The organism is Intrasporangium zincisolvens (assembly GCF_034724055.1).
GTDB classification, from domain to species: domain Bacteria; phylum Actinomycetota; class Actinomycetes; order Actinomycetales; family Dermatophilaceae; genus Monashia; species Monashia zincisolvens.
Genome location: NZ_JAWIIL010000001.1, coordinates 422,746 through 439,498, shown reverse-complemented (window position 1 = coordinate 439,498; position 16,753 = coordinate 422,746). Strand labels below are relative to the sequence as shown.

At 71.4% G+C, this 16,753-nt stretch carries 12 protein-coding genes; 2 read left to right on the top strand and 10 right to left on the bottom strand.

What is annotated here, in order from left to right; genetic code table 11:
- Positions 1-39: 39 nt before the first annotated feature.
- Together RY076_RS01975 and RY076_RS01970 are read right to left on the bottom strand one after the other, a co-directional pair.
- Positions 40-255, bottom strand: a complete 216-nt coding sequence (locus RY076_RS01975) for a type II toxin-antitoxin system antitoxin (RefSeq protein ID WP_323095735.1) — start codon at positions 253-255, stop codon at positions 40-42.
- Positions 252-1,157 (bottom strand): SPFH domain-containing protein, encoded by a 906-nt coding sequence (locus RY076_RS01970; RefSeq protein WP_323095734.1) that lies wholly within the window; start codon positions 1,155-1,157, stop codon positions 252-254. The genes RY076_RS01975 and RY076_RS01970 overlap by 4 nt, the downstream gene beginning before the upstream one ends.
- Before the next feature lie 776 nt (positions 1,158-1,933).
- Between RY076_RS01970 and RY076_RS01965 the strand changes: the two genes are divergently transcribed.
- The gene (locus RY076_RS01965; protein ID WP_323095732.1) at positions 1,934-3,250 is read left to right on the top strand and encodes an HNH endonuclease signature motif containing protein; all 1,317 of its coding nucleotides are present in this window, start codon (positions 1,934-1,936) and stop codon (positions 3,248-3,250) included.
- 193 nt (positions 3,251-3,443) lie between these two features.
- On the top strand, positions 3,444-6,263 hold the full coding sequence (locus RY076_RS01960) for a glycoside hydrolase family 38 N-terminal domain-containing protein (RefSeq protein ID WP_323095731.1): 2,820 nt from the start codon (positions 3,444-3,446) through the stop codon (positions 6,261-6,263).
- Between the two features lie 309 nt (positions 6,264-6,572).
- Here the strand turns inward: RY076_RS01960 and RY076_RS01955 are convergent, their stop codons facing one another.
- The 8 genes from RY076_RS01955 to RY076_RS01920 form a co-directional block, all read right to left on the bottom strand.
- Positions 6,573-7,691: a CehA/McbA family metallohydrolase gene (locus tag RY076_RS01955; protein ID WP_323095730.1), complete on the bottom strand. Its 1,119-nt coding sequence runs from the start codon at positions 7,689-7,691 to the stop codon at positions 6,573-6,575.
- Positions 7,692-7,827: 136 nt separating this feature from the next.
- Entirely contained in the window at positions 7,828-8,907 is a 1,080-nt protein-coding gene (locus RY076_RS01950; protein ID WP_323095729.1) for an ABC transporter ATP-binding protein, read from the bottom strand.
- Positions 8,907-9,728: a carbohydrate ABC transporter permease gene (locus tag RY076_RS01945; RefSeq protein WP_323095727.1), complete on the bottom strand. Its 822-nt coding sequence runs from the start codon at positions 9,726-9,728 to the stop codon at positions 8,907-8,909. The genes RY076_RS01950 and RY076_RS01945 overlap by 1 nt, the downstream gene beginning before the upstream one ends.
- A 92-nt stretch (positions 9,729-9,820) precedes the next feature.
- Positions 9,821-10,759, bottom strand: coding sequence for a carbohydrate ABC transporter permease (locus tag RY076_RS01940; protein WP_323095726.1), 939 nt, complete (start codon positions 10,757-10,759; stop codon positions 9,821-9,823).
- A gap of 43 nt (positions 10,760-10,802) precedes the next feature.
- Complete coding sequence (locus RY076_RS01935; protein WP_323095724.1) at positions 10,803-12,257, bottom strand: extracellular solute-binding protein; 1,455 nt, start codon at positions 12,255-12,257, stop codon at positions 10,803-10,805.
- Between the two features lie 87 nt (positions 12,258-12,344).
- Entirely contained in the window at positions 12,345-13,133 is a 789-nt protein-coding gene (locus RY076_RS01930; RefSeq protein WP_323095722.1) for a DeoR/GlpR family DNA-binding transcription regulator, read from the bottom strand.
- 186 nt (positions 13,134-13,319) lie between these two features.
- Complete coding sequence (locus RY076_RS01925) at positions 13,320-14,297, bottom strand: cation diffusion facilitator family transporter (protein ID WP_323095720.1); 978 nt, start codon at positions 14,295-14,297, stop codon at positions 13,320-13,322.
- A gap of 67 nt (positions 14,298-14,364) precedes the next feature.
- The gene (locus tag RY076_RS01920) at positions 14,365-16,689 is read right to left on the bottom strand and encodes a glycoside hydrolase family 31 protein (RefSeq protein ID WP_323095718.1); all 2,325 of its coding nucleotides are present in this window, start codon (positions 16,687-16,689) and stop codon (positions 14,365-14,367) included.
- Between the last annotated feature and the right edge of the window lie 64 nt (positions 16,690-16,753).

The following is a 16,753-nucleotide window of genomic DNA, read 5'->3' as shown; positions in this document are numbered from 1 at the left end:
TCACGCCACCTGAGGCGTCGGGGATCGGGACGCGTCGACTCAGTCGTCGGCGCCCGACGCGTCGGCGTCGCGACGCGGACGACCGCGCTTGGGCAGCGGGCCGGCGTGCTTGGGCATCCGGCCCGCCTCCGTGAGGGCGCGCCGCAGGACCAGCTCGGCCTGGGCGTTGACGCTGCGCAGCTCGTCGTTCGCCCAGCGCATGAGCGCGTCGTGCACGGCGGGGTCGAGGCGCAGCAGGACCTGACGGCGCGTCACGTGTAGAGCGATCCCGCGTTGACGACGGGCGACGGCGGTTGGTCGCCGCAGAGCACGACGAGCAGGTTGCTCACCATCGAGGCCTTGCGCTCTTCGTCGAGCTCGACGATGTCGTGCTCGGCCAGCTGGGCCAGCGCCATCTCGACCATGCCGACCGCGCCCTCGACGATCCGGCTGCGCGCCGCCACAACAGCGTTGGCCTGCTGGCGTCGGAGCATCGCCTGGGCGATCTCCGGCGCGTACGCCAGGTGCGAGATGCGCACCTCGACGATCTCGACGCCGGCCACGGACACCCGCTCGGCCACCTCGGTCGCGAGCTGCCCGGCGACGACGTCGGTCGAGCCCCGCAACGAGGTGCCCGTGCCCTCCGAGTCGTCGTACGGGTGGGAGGTCGCGACATGGCGCAGCGCCGACTCCGCCTGGACGGTGACGAAGTTGCGGTAGTCGTCGACCGCGTACGTGGACCGCGCCGTGTCGGCCACCTGCCACACGACGATGGCGGCGATCTCGACCGGGTTGCCGTCGGCGTCGTTGACCTTGAGGCGGCCCGTCTCGAAGTTGCGCACGCGGATGCTGACCTGGCGGCGGATCGTCAGCGGCAGCACCCACCAGAACCCGGGCCGCGCGACCGTGCCGACGTACCGGCCGAAGAACTGCACCACCTGCGTCTGACCCGGCGGCACGACGACGAGCGCGCTGAGCACGAGGGCCGCGACGAGGATCGGCAGCCAGAGCAGGCCCGTGTCGTTCGTGACGAGGTACCAGATGGCGAGGCCGCAGAGCGCGACGACGATGACGCCGAACCAGCCGTTGAAAGCCAGGGCGGGCCGCTGGGTGATCTCGACGCGGGCCCCCTGGTGACCGACGGGTCCTTGCATCGACGGTGACGGCTGGGCGTTCATGACGCCTCCTCGGCTGCAGTAAAAGTGATATCAAATAGATAGCACTTTTCCGACGGACGCGTAAGCCCCCGATGACACGCACCTGGCCGTGTGCGCCGGGCGAGCTCCGACGCCTCCCGCCCGACGCGTCACGCCACTTCCCCTTCCCGACGCGCCCTCCCACCCTTCCCATCGAGTGAGCACTCAGCCTCACCCGCCCCACACTCACCAGGCCCCGACGCGTCAGCCCCACGGCAGCCCACCCGGCGCGACCAGCCATCCTCCGCGCGCCCTCCTCCTCCTGCCCATCGAGTGAGCACTCAGCCTCACGCGCCCCACGCGAAACGGGCCAGGACAGGACCTCGAGGGGCCGTGACGGGCCTTGTCCGATCAGGCGCATCGCGCGACACAGGACTGTCGGTGGTCGAACATATGTTTGGTTCATGGCCCCCGATCCCTCGACGCTCGAGCTCCTGAGGAGCCGGCTCACCGACCTCGAGGCGCGACAGCGCGCCACGGGCGGCGTGGCCGAGAGCGCGTTCTGGGAAGCCCTGACCAGACGCACCGGGACGACGTCGGCAACCGGATCCACGTCCGGGCCAGCGGCCGAACTCGCGTCACGGACTTCGACCGCGCCCGCGTCGTCAGTACCGTCAGCATCGACCGGCGAGTTCGCTTCGGGTCGTGGCCGTGTGCGGACGCGGCGTGAGGCGCCCCACGCGCGGCAGCTCCCGAGGGGCTCCGGTCCGTGGGCGGGGCTGCCGCAGGAGTCACTCACCTCGCTCGGCCCGGACGGCTTGTCCTGGCTCGATGCGGCCGGCTACGACGAGATGGTCGAGGACCCCTCGTGGATCGAGGCCACGGCTCGACGCGGCGAGGAACGGGCCCAGCGGGAGGCCCGCCCCGGCGGTGAAGGCACCGCCGATCACCACGAGACGATCGCGACCGAGGCGCTCGTCGGGTTCGACCTGACCTCGCACGCCGAGGCCGACCTCACCGCGGCGGCCGAGCGGATCGCGCACCAGCGGCGCTCGCAGGAGGTTGCGCTCGTCGGCATCGTCTCCGAGCTCGTCTCGCGCGGGGTCGAGGTACCGGACGGCCTGTCGCGCGCCGACTGGCTGCGCCGTCACGACCCGTCGCTGACCGCGGGGCAGGCAGCTGCCTTCGTCACCGTCGGCACGGCACTGGCCCAGGCCCGGTGGGCGCGACTGCGGCTGCTCGTCGTCACGCAGCAGGTCACCGTCGGCCACGCCGCGCAGATCGTGCACTTCGACGAACGCACCAGCCCGGTCGCCGATCCCGACGACCTCACCACCGCTCTGGGCGACCTCACCGAGCAGGCACTCCGGCTTCGGCCCGAAGAGCTGGCGCGGCTCGTCCGCCATCACTCCGAGCAGATCCGTCCACCCCGCGACGAGGACCGCCTCGACCGTGGTCGCCGTGAGGCGCGAGGGCTCTGGTTCACGACACCGGACCGCACCGGGATGGTCGGGCTGCGTGGCACGCTCGACCCCGAAGGGGCGGCCGTCCTCAAGGCAGCCATCGACCCGCTTGCCGCTCCGTGCCCCGAGGTCGACGAGCACGGCCGCACCGTCACTCCCGACACCCGCACGCCTGCGCGTCGCCGGCTCGAAGCGCTCCTGACCATCGTGCAGCGTGGTGTGGCCTCCGCGGAGGGCGTCCCGACCACCGACAAGGCCAAGGTCGTCGTCCTCATCGACCTCGACACCCTTGTCGGCGAGGTTCGCGGCACCGGCGCGACGCTCACCGGCGACGTCCTGTCGCCGGGCGTGGTGCGGCGGATGGCCTGCGACGCCGAGATCATCCCGATGGTCCTCGGTGCCGACAGCGAGCCGCTCGACGTCGGCCGCGGCCGCCGCCTCTTCACTCGCGGTCAGCGCCTCGCCATGATCGCCAGAGACCGAGGGTGCAGCTTCGATGGGTGCAGCGTGCCGGCCACCTGGTGCGACGCCCACCACGTCGTGCCGTGGCACCGCGGCGGCCTGACCCGCCTCGACAACGGGGCCCTGCTCTGTCAACGCCACCACACCGTCGTGCACGAGCGCGACCTCACTGCGACGGTCACAGCCGCCGGCGTCACCTGGCACACCTGAGGATCTCGCCCTGCACCCTGCCGACACCGGCGGGGCGCTCGGCATGTCCGCACTCGGTATGTCCACGCTCGCCCAGTGACTCTCGCCCTGATCCATGGGACTGACGGCCCTTTGATCCGGGAAGGGGCCCGTCGGAAACAGGCAGCGGGTCACGCCGGGCGACACGGGTGCCCGGCTGGCAGGATCGGTGACCATGACCACGACGGTGTGGCTCGTCCCCCACACGCACTGGGACCGCGAGTGGTACGAACCCTTCCAGCGCTTCCGGCTGCGCCTCGTCGACCTCATGGACGACGTCGTGGCCCGAGCTCAGGGTGATCCCGACTTCCGCTTCACCATGGACGGCCAGATGGCGGCCGTCGACGACTACCTCGAGGTCCGCCCCGAGCAGACCGACGCCGTCAGCGCGCTCGTCGCCAGAGGCCAGCTCGCCATCGGGCCGTGGCGGGTCCTCATGGACGAGTTCCTCTGCTCCGGCGAGACGATGATCCGCAACCTCGAGATGGGCTGGGCCGACGCCGCGCGGCTCGGGCCGGTCATGCCGATCGGCTACCTCCCCGACATGTTCGGCCACTGCGCACAGATGCCCCAGATCCTGCGCCACGTCGGCATCGAGCAGGCCGTCGTCTACCGCGGCGTGCCGGCTGACGTCGACCGGCACGAGTTCTGGTGGCGCTCACCCGGCGGCACCGGCATCCGCACCGAGTTCCTCGCCAACAGCTACGGCAACGTCGCCGACGTCTTCGGTGGCGGCGCCGCGCGCGAGCGCCTCGCGACGCGTCTCGGTACCCAGACGCACTGGTACGGCGGCGACTTCCTCGCGATGTACGGCACCGACCACGCTGCTCCCCTGCCCTCGCTCATGACCGAGGTCGCCGACCTCGACGCCGACGAGTCGGGCCCACGGATCCGGGTCGCCACGCTGACCGAGTACCTCGCCGAGCCGCGCACCCCGTGCGACGACCTGCGCATCGTCGACGGCGAGCTGCGCAGCCACGCCCGCGCCAACATCCTCCCGGGCGTGCTGTCGGTCCGGTGGCAGCTCAAGGAGGCCATGGCCCGTACGGAGCGGCTGCTGACCCGCTACGCCGAGCCCTTCGCGGCCCTGCACCTGCGGACCTTGCCGAGCCACTACCTGTCCATGGCATGGCGTCGCGTCATCGACTCGTCGTGCCACGACTCCGTGACCGGGTGCGGCGTCGACGAGACCGCCGTGCAGGTGCTCGCCCGCCTCCAGGAGGGCGAACACGCCGCCCAGGCCGTACGCGACCGAGCCCTTGCCGCGGCCGAGGCCGCGAGCCCGATCGGCTCCGTCGTCGTCGCCAACCCGGTGCCCACCGAGCGCACCGACGTCATCGATGTCACCCTCCCGGTGCCCGAGCACTGGGCTGGAGTCGGATTCGAGCTGCCCGACGGCCGTGTGGTGCCGGCCCAGGAGGTGTCACGGCCGCCGGTCGAGCTGGCACGAGAGTCGGTCCCGGCCGCCGACCTCCCGAAGCTGATGCACCGGGTGCACGACCGCGAGCTGTTCGGGCTCCAGCTGCTCCGCATCGACATCGACGCCGCCAACCAGAACCTGACCTTCCGGCTCGCCGACCACGGGGACCCCGACTTCGACGCCATCGCCGAGGAGAGTCGCCTGCGCACCGCTGCCGACGCGTCTCCGGCCGAGGCGGTGTGGGACGTCGTGACAGCCGACGAGCCCCGACGCCGGCTCGCCGCCGCGGTCCCGGCCCCCGCCCTCGGCTGGGCCGCGATCCGCGTCGCCGAACTCCCAGCAGACACCGCGCAGGTCCCGGAATCCGGAGGCATCCGCCTGGGCGACCGGGTGCTCGACAACGGGCTCGTGCAGGTCCGCGTCGACGACGACGGCACGCTGACCGTCACCGCCGACGGGGTCACGCTCCGCGGCGTCGGGCGGCTCGTCGACGGCGGTGACCCCGGCGACTCCTACAACTACGCACCTCCGGCCCACGACGTGCTTGTCAGCGAACCGGCCGAGGCGTCGGTGACGGGGCTCGGAAGTGAGGGCCGGGTCGTCGGCGCACTCCGGGTCGACCGGCGCTACGACCTTCCCGCCACGAGCACCCTCGACGGGCGGTCCGAGAGCGTGGCCTCCACCCCGGTGGCCATGCACGTCGAGCTCCGGGTCGGCGAGCCGTTCGTCCGGCTGCGTCTGGACTGGCAGAACGTCACCCGCGACCACCGGCTTCGCCTGCACGTTCCGACCGCCGAGCCGGCCACGGTCTCGCACGCCCAGGGACAGCTCGCCGTCGTCGAGCGCGGGCGCACCGCCGAGGCCGGCCCGGTGGGCGAGCACCCGCTGCCGACCTTCCCGGCCGAGCGCTTCGTCGACGCCGGCGGTGTGGCCGTCCTGCTCGGCCGGACGGTGGAGTACGAGCTCGTCGACGCTGAACGACCAGCCGACGATGCCGCGACCAGTCCGGTCGATGGGTCCGTCGGCACCGAGATCGCCGTGACCGCGCTGCGGTCGATCGGCCACCTCAGCCGCAACGTGCACCCGTACCGCAGCGAACCGGCCGGACCCCAGCTGCCGACGCCGGACGCCCAGGCGCTCGGGCCGTGTCACCTGTCGCTCGCCGTCATGCCGCACCAGGGCACGTGGGCCACGGCCGAGGTCGCCGCGGCCACGGAGGCCTACCTCCACCCGGTCGTCGTGACGCGGGGTTCCGGTCCCGCCGACGGTCAGCTGACACAGGTCGAGGGCCTGCGCGTCTCGGGCGCGGGCGTCGAGCTCGTGTCGCTCCGGCGGCGCGCTGACGCCGACACGGCCGTCGAGGCACGCCTCGTCAACCTGTCCGACCATCCCACCGTCGCCGTGCTCGGTTCTGACGCGGTGCCGGTGCGTGGCGCCACTGCCGTCGACGGCCTCGGCCGGGAAGCCCAGGACGGCGAGCCGATCGAGGTGGCCGACGGCCGCGCCCGGATCGCGCTGCGCCCGTGGGAGATCGCCGCCGTTCGCATGGAGGTCCCGCTGCCCCACGCCCGCTGACCGGCGTCCATCACTCCAGGACGGCACCCGACCTGCCGCGCCGGCGTCCCGATCGTTCGGGCCTCGACCTCTGCACATCCGCCACGATCGAGTGAGCACCCAGCCCCACCGGGCACATCCGTCACGATCGAGTGAGCACCGAGCCCCACGCGTCACACGCGTCGTGAGACGGGTGTGACGAGTGGGGCTCGGTGCTCACTCGATGAAGGGGTGGGGAGCAGGACGCGTCGGTCAGGTGGGGGCGTGCTCGGGGTGCTCGCACCTGAGCAGAGAGTGATCGAGGACGGCGCGGTCAGGGAGGACGGGGCCTCAGCCGCAGAGGGCGTGGACGATGCGGTCGTCGCTCTCCAGCCAGCACGGGCCGTCCCAGCCCGATACCCGCACCCGGTCCTCGAGCAGGAGCCGCCGCGACCGGCCGAACCCGGTGAGCAGCAGCCCCTCAGCGCACAGCGCCACGACGTCGTCGCCGTCGCGGAGCAGCAGCGGCCCGTCGACACCGGCGCTCACCGCCGTGCGGCCCGCCTGCACCGCACCGAGGACGTCGTCGCCCTCCGCGAGCACCCACGTCGTCGGCGCACCGGGCAGACCGTCACTGCCGTGCCGGTGGTAGTCACTGCCCCCGATCGGCGTCGTGCGGGGTGTCTGCTGCCACCACGCGAGCGGCGCACCCCAGGTCGGAGCGAGTGCCCACGACGAGTGCCACACCTCGGCCACCCGCGGCTCCCTGACGGGCAGCAGCCAGGCGCAGTCGCCACCGAGCGGGTGGTTGACCGAAAGGAGACCACCGCGGCTCTCGGCCTGCTCGGCCCACGTCTCGGGCGACGAGCGGAAGTCGACGAAGCCGATGTCGCCGAACGCGTTGGCGTGGCCGACGTCGCGCGTCACCTCCTGACCCGGGACCAGGGTGATGCCGTGCTGGCGCCCCACCGCCGGCAGGTGCGGATGGTGGCTCGTCGTGTTGTGGTCGGTGACGGCGAGGAAGTCCAGCCCGCGCGAGACCGCCAGCGCCGCAAGGCCGCCCACCGAGAGCGACCCGTCGGAGTGCACCGTGTGCGAGTGGAAGTCGCCGGCGCGCCACTGCATCCCGTCGACCGTCGGCAGATTGCGCCCGGCCCCGGCACGCGGCCGGCGAGCCGCAGCGTCGACGGTCTCGGGGTCCTGCGGTTCCGCGCGCCGGTGGCCGTCGACGACCGACGCGTCGACGGATCGCACGGTCAGCTCCATGGTCACGCCCGAGCGCGGGACGCGGTGCAGCCCGACGAGCACGTGCCACGTGCCGCCATCGACCGGGTGGGGCACGTAGCCCGGCGTCGCCCACCCCTGGGAGACAACGACTCGGCTCCGTGCCCCACCCGACCACCCGACGTATCCCTGCGGCCCCTCGAGTCCGAGGTCCAGCACCGCCCCCGGCTCGCCGGAATACGTCATCTCGACCTCGATCGCGCCCACCCCTGAACCGGGCACGTCGACGTCAACCGTGCGGATCTGTGCCTCCGCCCGGTCTTCGGGTACCCAGCTCCGCTGCACGTGAAGCAGCGTTCGACCGCTCATGGCGTCCGGCGCTTCATGGCGACAGCAGCTCCCCCTCCGCGTCGTAGAGGAGCACCCGTCCGGAGATCGGGGCGACCCCCACGACCGCCCCGACCTCCGGCTCGGCGCCCTCGGGTGCCACCACCTGCACCCGCTGGCCGTCATCGGTGCGCGCGGTCACGAGGACGCTCGCTCCCAGGCTCTCCGTCGTCTCGACGGTGCCCTTGAACACGAGGGGACCGTCGGCGTCGACCTTCGCGTACTCGGGTCGGAACGCCACCGTCACCTCGCCGTCCGCGGCGTCGGACCCCACCCACCCGGCCGCGACCGCGTCGACACCCTCGAGCGGGCCGACCGTCAACGAGCCGCCGGCGAGCGTGCCGGGCAGCATGTTCATCGGCGTCGAGCCGATGAAGTTCGCGACGAACGTGTTCGCCGGACGCCGGAAGATCTCCGACGGCGTGCCGAGCTGGCGGATCCGCCCGGCCTCCATGACCGCGATCTGGTCGGCCATCGCGAGCGCCTCGCTCTGGTCGTGCGTCACGAAGACCGTCGTGACCCCGAGGTCGCGCTGGAGCCGCTTGAGGAAGGTGCGGGCCTCGAGGCGCAGGCGCGCGTCGAGGTTCGACAGCGGCTCGTCGAGGAGGAAGACGCTCGGGTTGCATGCCATGGCCCGCGCCAGCGCGACCCGCTGCTGCTGGCCGCCGGAGAGCTCGCCGGGGCGTCGGTCCATGAGCTCCGACAGGCCGAGGCCCTCGCCCGTGTCGGCCGCCTTGGCCGCGCGCTCGCTGCGGCCGACCTTCTTGATGCGCAGCGGGTAGGCGATGTTGTCGGTCACCGTCATGTGCGGGAACAGCGCGTAGTCCTGGAAGACCATCGCGACGTTGCGCTCGCCCGGCGTCAGCGTCGTGACGTCACGGTCCCCGATGCCGATCGAGCCGCCCGACGCCGCCTCGAGCCCCGCGATGGTGCGCAGCAGCGTCGTCTTGCCGCAGCCCGACGGGCCGAGCAGCGCGAAGAACGAGCCGTCCTCGACCGTCAGGTCGAGACCGTCGATCGCGGTGACGTCACCCGGGTAGACCTTGGTCAGGCCCTCGATGTGGATGCTGGCCATCAGCTCTTGATGCCTCCGTGGAACCGGAACCCGTAGCGTCGGTTGACGAACAGGTAGAGCGCCACCACCGGCAGCGCATAGACGAGCGAGAACGCCGAGATGAGAGGCAGATTCGCCTGCCCGCCCTCGGAGTAGAACGTGTACATGACGACGCCGGCCGGGATCTTCGCCGGGTCGCGCAGCAGGATGTACGAGGTGAGGAAGTCGCTCCACACGTTGACGAGCGCCCACACGGCGATCGTCGCAAGGCCCGGGCGGACGATCGGCAAGACGACGTGCCGCAGCACCTGCGTCGGGGACGCGCCGAAGACCCGCGCGCTCTCCTCGTAGGACTTCGGCGTCGCGTCCATGAAGTCCTTGAGGATGAAGATCGCTGCCGGCAGCAGGCCGCCGGTCAGCACGAGGATCACGCCGGAGCGGTCGTCGATGAGGTTGAGCTGGAACATCAGCTGGAAGATCGGCACCATCGCCGCGGTGCCGGTGACGATCGAGCTGAGCAGCAGCAGCCCGTAGAGGATCCCGTTGCGGCCCGGGATGCGCACCCGCGACAGCGAGTAGGCCGCGAGCGCAGCGAGGGCCGTGACGCCGAGCATCGTGCCGCCGGCCAGGTAGACCGAGTTCTTGAGCGAGGAGAACGCGTACGGGTTCTCGGACAGCTTGCGGAAGTTGTCGAGCGTCCAGTCGGGCCAGCTGACGTCGAGCCCCGGGTGCGCGTCGAAGGGCGCCGTGACGAGCCATAGCATCGGCAGCGCCCAGAACGCGACGACGACCGCGAGGAAGGCCACGAGGCCGAGGTGCCCGACGACCGACCGGGTCCGCACCGGCCGCCGCGTCGGCCGTCGCGTCGACGCCTTCACCGGCGCCGTGGCCGCCTCTCTCACAGACGCTTTCACGGGCGTGCTCATCGGCGCGCTCACCGACGTTCCCGGAGCAGGCGCACGTAGAAGAGCGCGATGACGAGGTTGATGACGAGCATGATGAAGGAGATCGCCGATCCGTAGCCGAGCTGCCCGCCGTAGAGGGCCTTGTTGTAGATGAAGACCGGCAATGTCTCGCTCGCGTGGTTCGGGCCGCCGGCCGTCAGCAGGTAGGGCGAGAAGTCGTTGAAGGTCCACAGGCTGATGAGCAGCGTGTTCGTCAGCACGTGGCCGCGGATGTGCGGCAGGACGACGTCGCGCAGCTGCGCGAACGTCCCCGCGCCCGCGAGCCGCGCCGACTCCAGCTGCGAGGGCGGGACGGCCCCGAGCGCCGCCGAGAACAGCAGCATCGAGAACGCGGTGCCGCGCCACGTGTTGAAGACGATGATCGAGGCCATCGGGTGCTCGAGCAGCCACTCGGTGCCCGGCGTGTGGAGCAGCGTGTTGAGGGTGCCGCCGTCACCGGAGAGGTAGGCGACCCAGAGGAACGCGACGATCGAGCTCGGCAGGATCCACGCGAGCAGCACGAGCATCTCGATGCCCGACCGCACGAGCTTCGGCACGCTGCGCAACGTCCAGGCCAGCGCGAAGCCGGCCACGGTCTGGCCGATGATCGCCGACCCGAGCACGAAGAGCACCGTCAGCCACAACGAGTTGCGGAAGTCGGGGTCGACGAGGGCCTCGCGGAAGTTGTCGAGACCCACGAACTGCGGGTTGGCCGCCTGGATCCCGGTGAGCCGGTAGTCGGTGGCGCCGAGGTACACGGTCCAGACGGCCGGCACGACGAGGAACGCCGTGACGAGCACGAGCGCGGGCGCCACGAGCACGGCCGCGCGTCGACGCCCGAGCCCCGCGGCGTCGACCGTCGCCCTGGACGACGCCCGAGCCGACGTCTTGGCCGACGCCTTGGCCGACGCTCGGGACGTCACGGTCATCGGGGGCCCGCCTCCCCCTGCAGAGGCGGGCACCCGCGACCCCTCACGACGACGACACCTTGTCGGCGCCTCCGACGGCCTTGTCGACCGCCGAGCCATATGTCTTCGCGGCCTCCTCGACGCTCTTGCCGGACACGATGTCGGCCGTGGCCTGCTGGAGCGCCTGGGAGACCTGCGGGTAGACGGCGAGGCCGGGACGGTAGTGCGTGACCGGCAGGACCTTGGTGGAGATGAACGACAGGAGCGGGTCCTTGGCCAGCACCTGCGCGTTGACGTCCTGGCGGGCGGTGACCTTCGCCGACCCGTGGAGCAGCGCGTTGATGGCGTCGGCCGACCCGATGAACTGGAGCAGCTCCCACGCCTGCTGCGGGTACTTCGTGTTCGGGTTGAGGAAGTAGCCGCCGCCACCGGACATCGACACGTAGTCGGTGCCGCCGACGCCCGCGCCGGGCTCGCGAGCCGGGATGTAGGCCCAGCCGACATCGGCGTCGCGCGTGGCCATCGGGGCGTCGCCGTTGTCCGGGTTGATGACCGAGCGCCAGAAGTAGTCGCCCTCGAGGAGGATCCCGACCTTGCCCGCGGCGAAGGCGGCGAAGGACTCGTCGCGGCCCTTGGCAGCCTGCTGGAAGCTCTTGCTCGACAGCCCCTGGTCCATGAGCTGCTTGTAGAAGGTCAGCACGTCGCGCACGGCCTTGGTGTCGCCCTGCCACTTGCCGTCGGTGTAGATCTCGGAGCCGGCGCCGGCGAGCAGCGGCAGCACGCCCTGCATCGTCGTGGCCTCGCCCATCGCGGTGCCGGCGTTGATCTGGACCGGGTCGACGCCCTGGATCGCCTTGAGCTTGGCGCCGGCCGCGACGATGTCCTGCCACGACTTGGGCTGCCAGTCGGCCGGCAGACCGGCCTGCGCGAAGAGCTTCTTGTTGAAGTAGAGGACGCGTCCGTCGGTGCCCGCGGGGATGCCGTACGTCTTGTCCTCGAAGGACACGTTGGCCTGCACGGCCTTGGGGATCTGCGACCAGCCCTCCCACGAGGTCACGCCCGGCCCGGCGACGTCGGTCAGCGGCTTGAGGTAGCCGGCCTGGGCGAACTCGCCGACCCAGATGCCGTCGAGGGCCATGATGTCGGCGCCGGCCCGGCTCTTGAGGTCGAGCGCAACCTTCGTCTTGTACTGCTCGTCGTCGACGCCCGAGGGCTGGAAGGTCACCTTGACCGTGACGCCCTTGGCCTTCTGCTGCTGGGTGAAGGTCGGGATGACGTACTTGGTGTACCAGTCGGCCTCGTCCGCGTTCTTGCCGCCGGCGATGGAGTTGGACGTGATCGTCAGCGTGACGTCCTTGGCGTCGGCGTTCTGCGTCGGGTTGGCCGACGTCGACCCGCTCCGGTCGCAGGCCGCCCCCACCAGGGCGACGGAGGCGGCGATGCCGATGACGACGGTGCGACGCAAGGGGCGGGGGTGTGCTCGGCGCGACGGGTCCTGCGGGGCGGGGCGGACATCCATGGTGTGGCTCCTTCTCCGGGTGCGGGCTGACGTGTCGGGGGCGGCGGGGCCGCGGGTGTGACGGGCTGACTTCGAGGGCTTCGGGGTCTACGGGGCTGCCACTGGGCTGATGGGGCTGGGCTCCGGCGCAAGCAGGATCTCCGTCCCGCTCTCACGGGCGCGCGCGAGCGTGTGCGGGTCGGCCAGCGAGGTCGTGATGACCGTCGAGACGGACCCGAGGTCGCAGACGCGGATCGAGCCCTTGCCGGGGAACTTCGTGTGGTCGGCGAGGAGGACTACGCGTCCGCCGCTCTCGACGAGGCGACGCTTCGTCGGCACCTCGACGGTCGTCGTGTCGAGGATCCAGCCCTCGCGATCGACGCCGCTGGTGCCGAGGAAGACGAGCGACGCGCTGACGTGGCGCAACGCGTCCTCGGTGAGTGGCCCGACGAGCGAGTGGTACCGGCGCCGGACGACGCCGCCGAGGAGCACGAGGTCGACGACCGGGTCGTCGCGCAGCGCGTCGAGGACGGCGAGGCTCGGAGTGATGACGGTGATGGGCCGGCCCCTCAGCTCGCGGGCCAGCGCGCCCGTCGTGGTGCCGATGTCGAGCAGGACGGTGTCGCCGTCGCGGACGAGGGCCGCGGCCGCCTTGGCGATGCGGTGCTTCTCGGCGGCAGCGTCGTCGGCGACCTCCTCGTAGGGACGGTCGATCTCGATCGTCAGCGCCGGGGCTGCCCCGCCGTGGACCCGCCGCACGAGACCGGCGTCGGCCAGCTCTGCGAGGTCGCGCCGGATGGTGGCCGACGACACGCCCAGGCGCATGACGAGGTCCTGGACCGAGACGGCTCCGTCTCGTACCTCGTCGGTGATGGCGCGGTGCCTCGCATACCTCACGCTCAGAGGGTTGCACAGAAATGAGCGAAATTGCGCGTTGCTGAGCGCCGAAGGTGCGGCCGCCCAGAAGACGGTCGCTCACGCGGGGTTCGGTGGACGGTGTACCCCGATACGGACGCGTCCAGCAAAGCGCGACGGACGCGTCCAGCAGGGCGCGACGGAGAGGTCGGGCGGACCGTGGACGCGTCAGGCTGCGGGCGCGGCGTCGGGCTCCAGGGTGGGCGCGTCGGGTCGCGACAGCGTGACCATGGCGCGCTCGATGGCGTCGGACTCCTCGATGCGTCGGCCGATGCTCGTGAGCTTCTCGGCGACCTGCGACTCCGTCTCCTCGCCCACGAGGTCGACGGCCGCGACGAGGAGCATCCGGCTCGGGCCGACGAACTCGAGGTGCAGGAACGTGACGCGCTCGACCTCTGGGCTGTCGGTCAGCTCGCCGAGCACCTTGCGCCACAGCTCCGGGCGCACCGTCTCGCCGACGAGGAAGTCGCGGTTGCGGCTGATGAGGTAGATGGCGACGACGCCGAGCAGCAGGCCCACGAGGATCGAGCCGACCGCGTCCCACACGGCGTTGCCGGTGACCTGGTGCAGCAGGATGCCGGTGCCGGCGAGGACGATGCCGACGAGGGCCGCGGCATCCTCGGCGAACACGGCCCGCAGCGTCGGGTTCGAGGTGTAGCCGAGGTAGGGCAGCGCGTGGAGGCCACGCTGGCGGGCCTCGGCCCGGGTCTGCCGGCTCGCCTGGACGAACGACACGCTCTCGAGGACGAAGGCGATGCCGAGGACGACGTAGGCCCAGAAGTACTCGGTCTCCCCCTCCGGCGCCGTCAGCGACTGGATGCCGTGCCACACCGACACCACGGCGCCTGCCCCGAACAGCCCGAACGCCGCGAACATCGACCACACGTACGCCTCGCGCCCGTAGCCGAACGGGTGCTGGTCGTCGCGCGGCTTCGCGGCACGTCGCTCGGCGGTGAGCAGGAAGATCTCGTTGCCCGCGTCGGCCCACGAGTGCGCAGCCTCGGCCACCATCGACGCCGACCCGGTGATGACCGCGACGACGGACTTGGCGACGGCGATGAGGGCGTTCGCCACGAGAGCGACGATGACGGTGACGAGGCTCTCGCCACCCTTCTTGTCACCGGAGGACTTCGCGTCGTCGGCCATGCTCGAATCCTTACCCGCCGCCCGGCGCCGCACAACGCCTGCGGCCAGCCCTCGGATCAGGACACCATCACGACGCCGAGTGGCGGACCTCGCGGAACGACGTGCGGCGGTGGCCCGGGTGGGCCACTCCCGCAGTGTCGTGGGCCACGGTCGTCTCGCCGCCGGTCCGGGTCACGGTGATCGTCGTGACGAGCTGAGCCACGCCGTCGCCGGAGGTGAGGCCGTCGTCCTCGACGAGCGTCGACTCCCAGCGGCCGTCGGCGACCGGCTCGAAGACGTGCAGCTCGATCGTCTCGGGGGCGTAGCCGTCGGTCGACGCCGGGGCCTGCTCCCACATCGGGATCGCCGCACCCGCGCGGGCGAAGAGCGGGATCCGCTCGAGCGGGGTGTCCACGGTGATCGTCTGGCGCCCCTCGTGGAGGTCGCCGGTGTGCCAGTCGTACCAGTGCCCCTCGGGCAGGTACACGGTGCGGGAGGTGACGGCCGCCTTGTAGACCGGCGCGACGAGCAGGTCGCGGCCGAAGAGGTACTGGTCGTCGAGGTCGACGACGGCCGGGTCATCCTGGAAGTCGAGGACGAGTGGACGCTGCACCGGCTCGCCGGTCTGCGACGCGCGCACGAACGCGGAGTAGATGTACGGCATGAGGCGGTAGCGCAGGCGCACGGCCTCGCGGGCCAGCTCGTGGACCTCAGGCCCGAACGACCACGGGTACTGGTCGATGTTGTCGGTCTCGGAGTGGTTGCGGCAGAAGGGAGTCAGCGTGCCCGCCTGCATCCAGCGCAGGAAGAGCTCTGCGTTGGTGTCGCCCTGGAAGCCGCCGATGTCGGCACCGACGAAGGGCTGCCCGGACAGGCCGAAGCCGCAGGCCATCGGCATGCTCACCCAGAGGTGGTCCCAGCGGGCCTGGTTGTCACCCATCCAGTTGGCGGCGTACCGCTGGATGCCGGCAGAGCCGGCGCGCGACAGGATGAAGGTGCGCGCCTCGGGCCGCACCTTGCGCAGTCCCTCGAGCGTGCCCATCGCCATGAGCATCGCGTACTGGTTGTGGAAGCGTTCGTGCGTGGCGCGGCCGTGATCGAACAGCATCGCCCCCGGCGGGATCTCGCCCGTTGCCGGCTCGTTCATGTCGTTCCAGATGCCGGCCAGCCCGGACTCCACGTGGCGGGCGTTGAGCTCGCCCCACCAGGCGCGGGCTTCGGGTGTCGCGAAGTCGGGAAAGACCGTGTTGCCCGGCCACACCTGGCCGATGTACGTGTCCCCGCCCTCCGTGCGGCAGAAGACGTCCTTGTCCAGCCCGTCGTCGTAGACCTCGTAGCCCGGGTCGTGCTTGACGCCCGGGTCGACGATCGTGATGGCGCGGTATCCCTGGTCGGCGAGGCCCTTGAGCATGCCCGCGGGGTCCGGGTACCGGTCCGAGTCCCACGTGAAGACGCGGTAGCCGTCCATGTAGTCGATGTCGAGCCAGATCGCGTCACAAGGGAACTCGTCGTCCCGGTAGCGCTCGGCGATCACCTCGATGTCCTGCTGCTTGTAGGCGTGCCAGCGGCAGTGGTGGTAACCGAGCGCCCAGATCGGGGGCAGCGACGCCCGTCCGGTCAGCCAGGTGTACCGCTCGAGGACAGTTGCCATGGCCGGCCCGGCGAACACGTACTCGGTCCATTGGCCGCCGTGGAAGCTGATGCGGTACTCGTCGTCCTGACTGAACCCGTACTCACCGCGGTAGCCGTTGTCGACGAACGACCCTGCGACAGAGCCGGACTCGGCCGAGCGGTGGTGGAAGAACGGGATGTTCACGTAGTACGGGTCGAACTCGACGCTCGTCATGTCGGCCCGCGGGTCGTCGGCGGCCAGACCGGCCCGGAACTCGGCGGTCGCGTGCTCGTTGAGCACGTCGGTGTTCCACAGCGTGAAGTCGCGGCCGCGCCGGTTGAGCCGGCCGCCCTTCTCCCCCAGGCCGTAGATCGCGTCGTCGCGGCCGATGCGGCGCCGGGTCGTCCACGCGTCGTTGAGGGTGGCGTACGTCCAGTACCGGCCGGACGCGTCGGGCGCCGACTCGACGACCGGTGAGCCGTCGGTGCGGTGGACGTCGACGCGGAACGGGTCGAGCCACAGCGTGACGACGAGGTCGGCGGTGCGCAGCCGCCATGCGTCCGCGCCCTCCTCGACCGACCACTCGACGCCCTGCGACAGCGGGTCGGCCAGCGGGTCGATGTTCACCGCGTGCGTCGGCTTCTCGTCGAACGCGCCGCCGCGGCTCATCCTCAGCCGCACGACGTCGTCGCGCACCGCCTCGACGAGGAAGGTCTCGCCGTGCAGGCGGGCGCGCAGGCCGCGCTCGCCCTGCTCGACCGAGTCGACGCGTTCGAAGCGGATGAAGTGGTCGGTCCTCATGGTGCTCGTGGTCCTTGCTGCCGAGGGTGACGGGGGTGCTGGGAGCGTGCTGACGGGAGGGCGC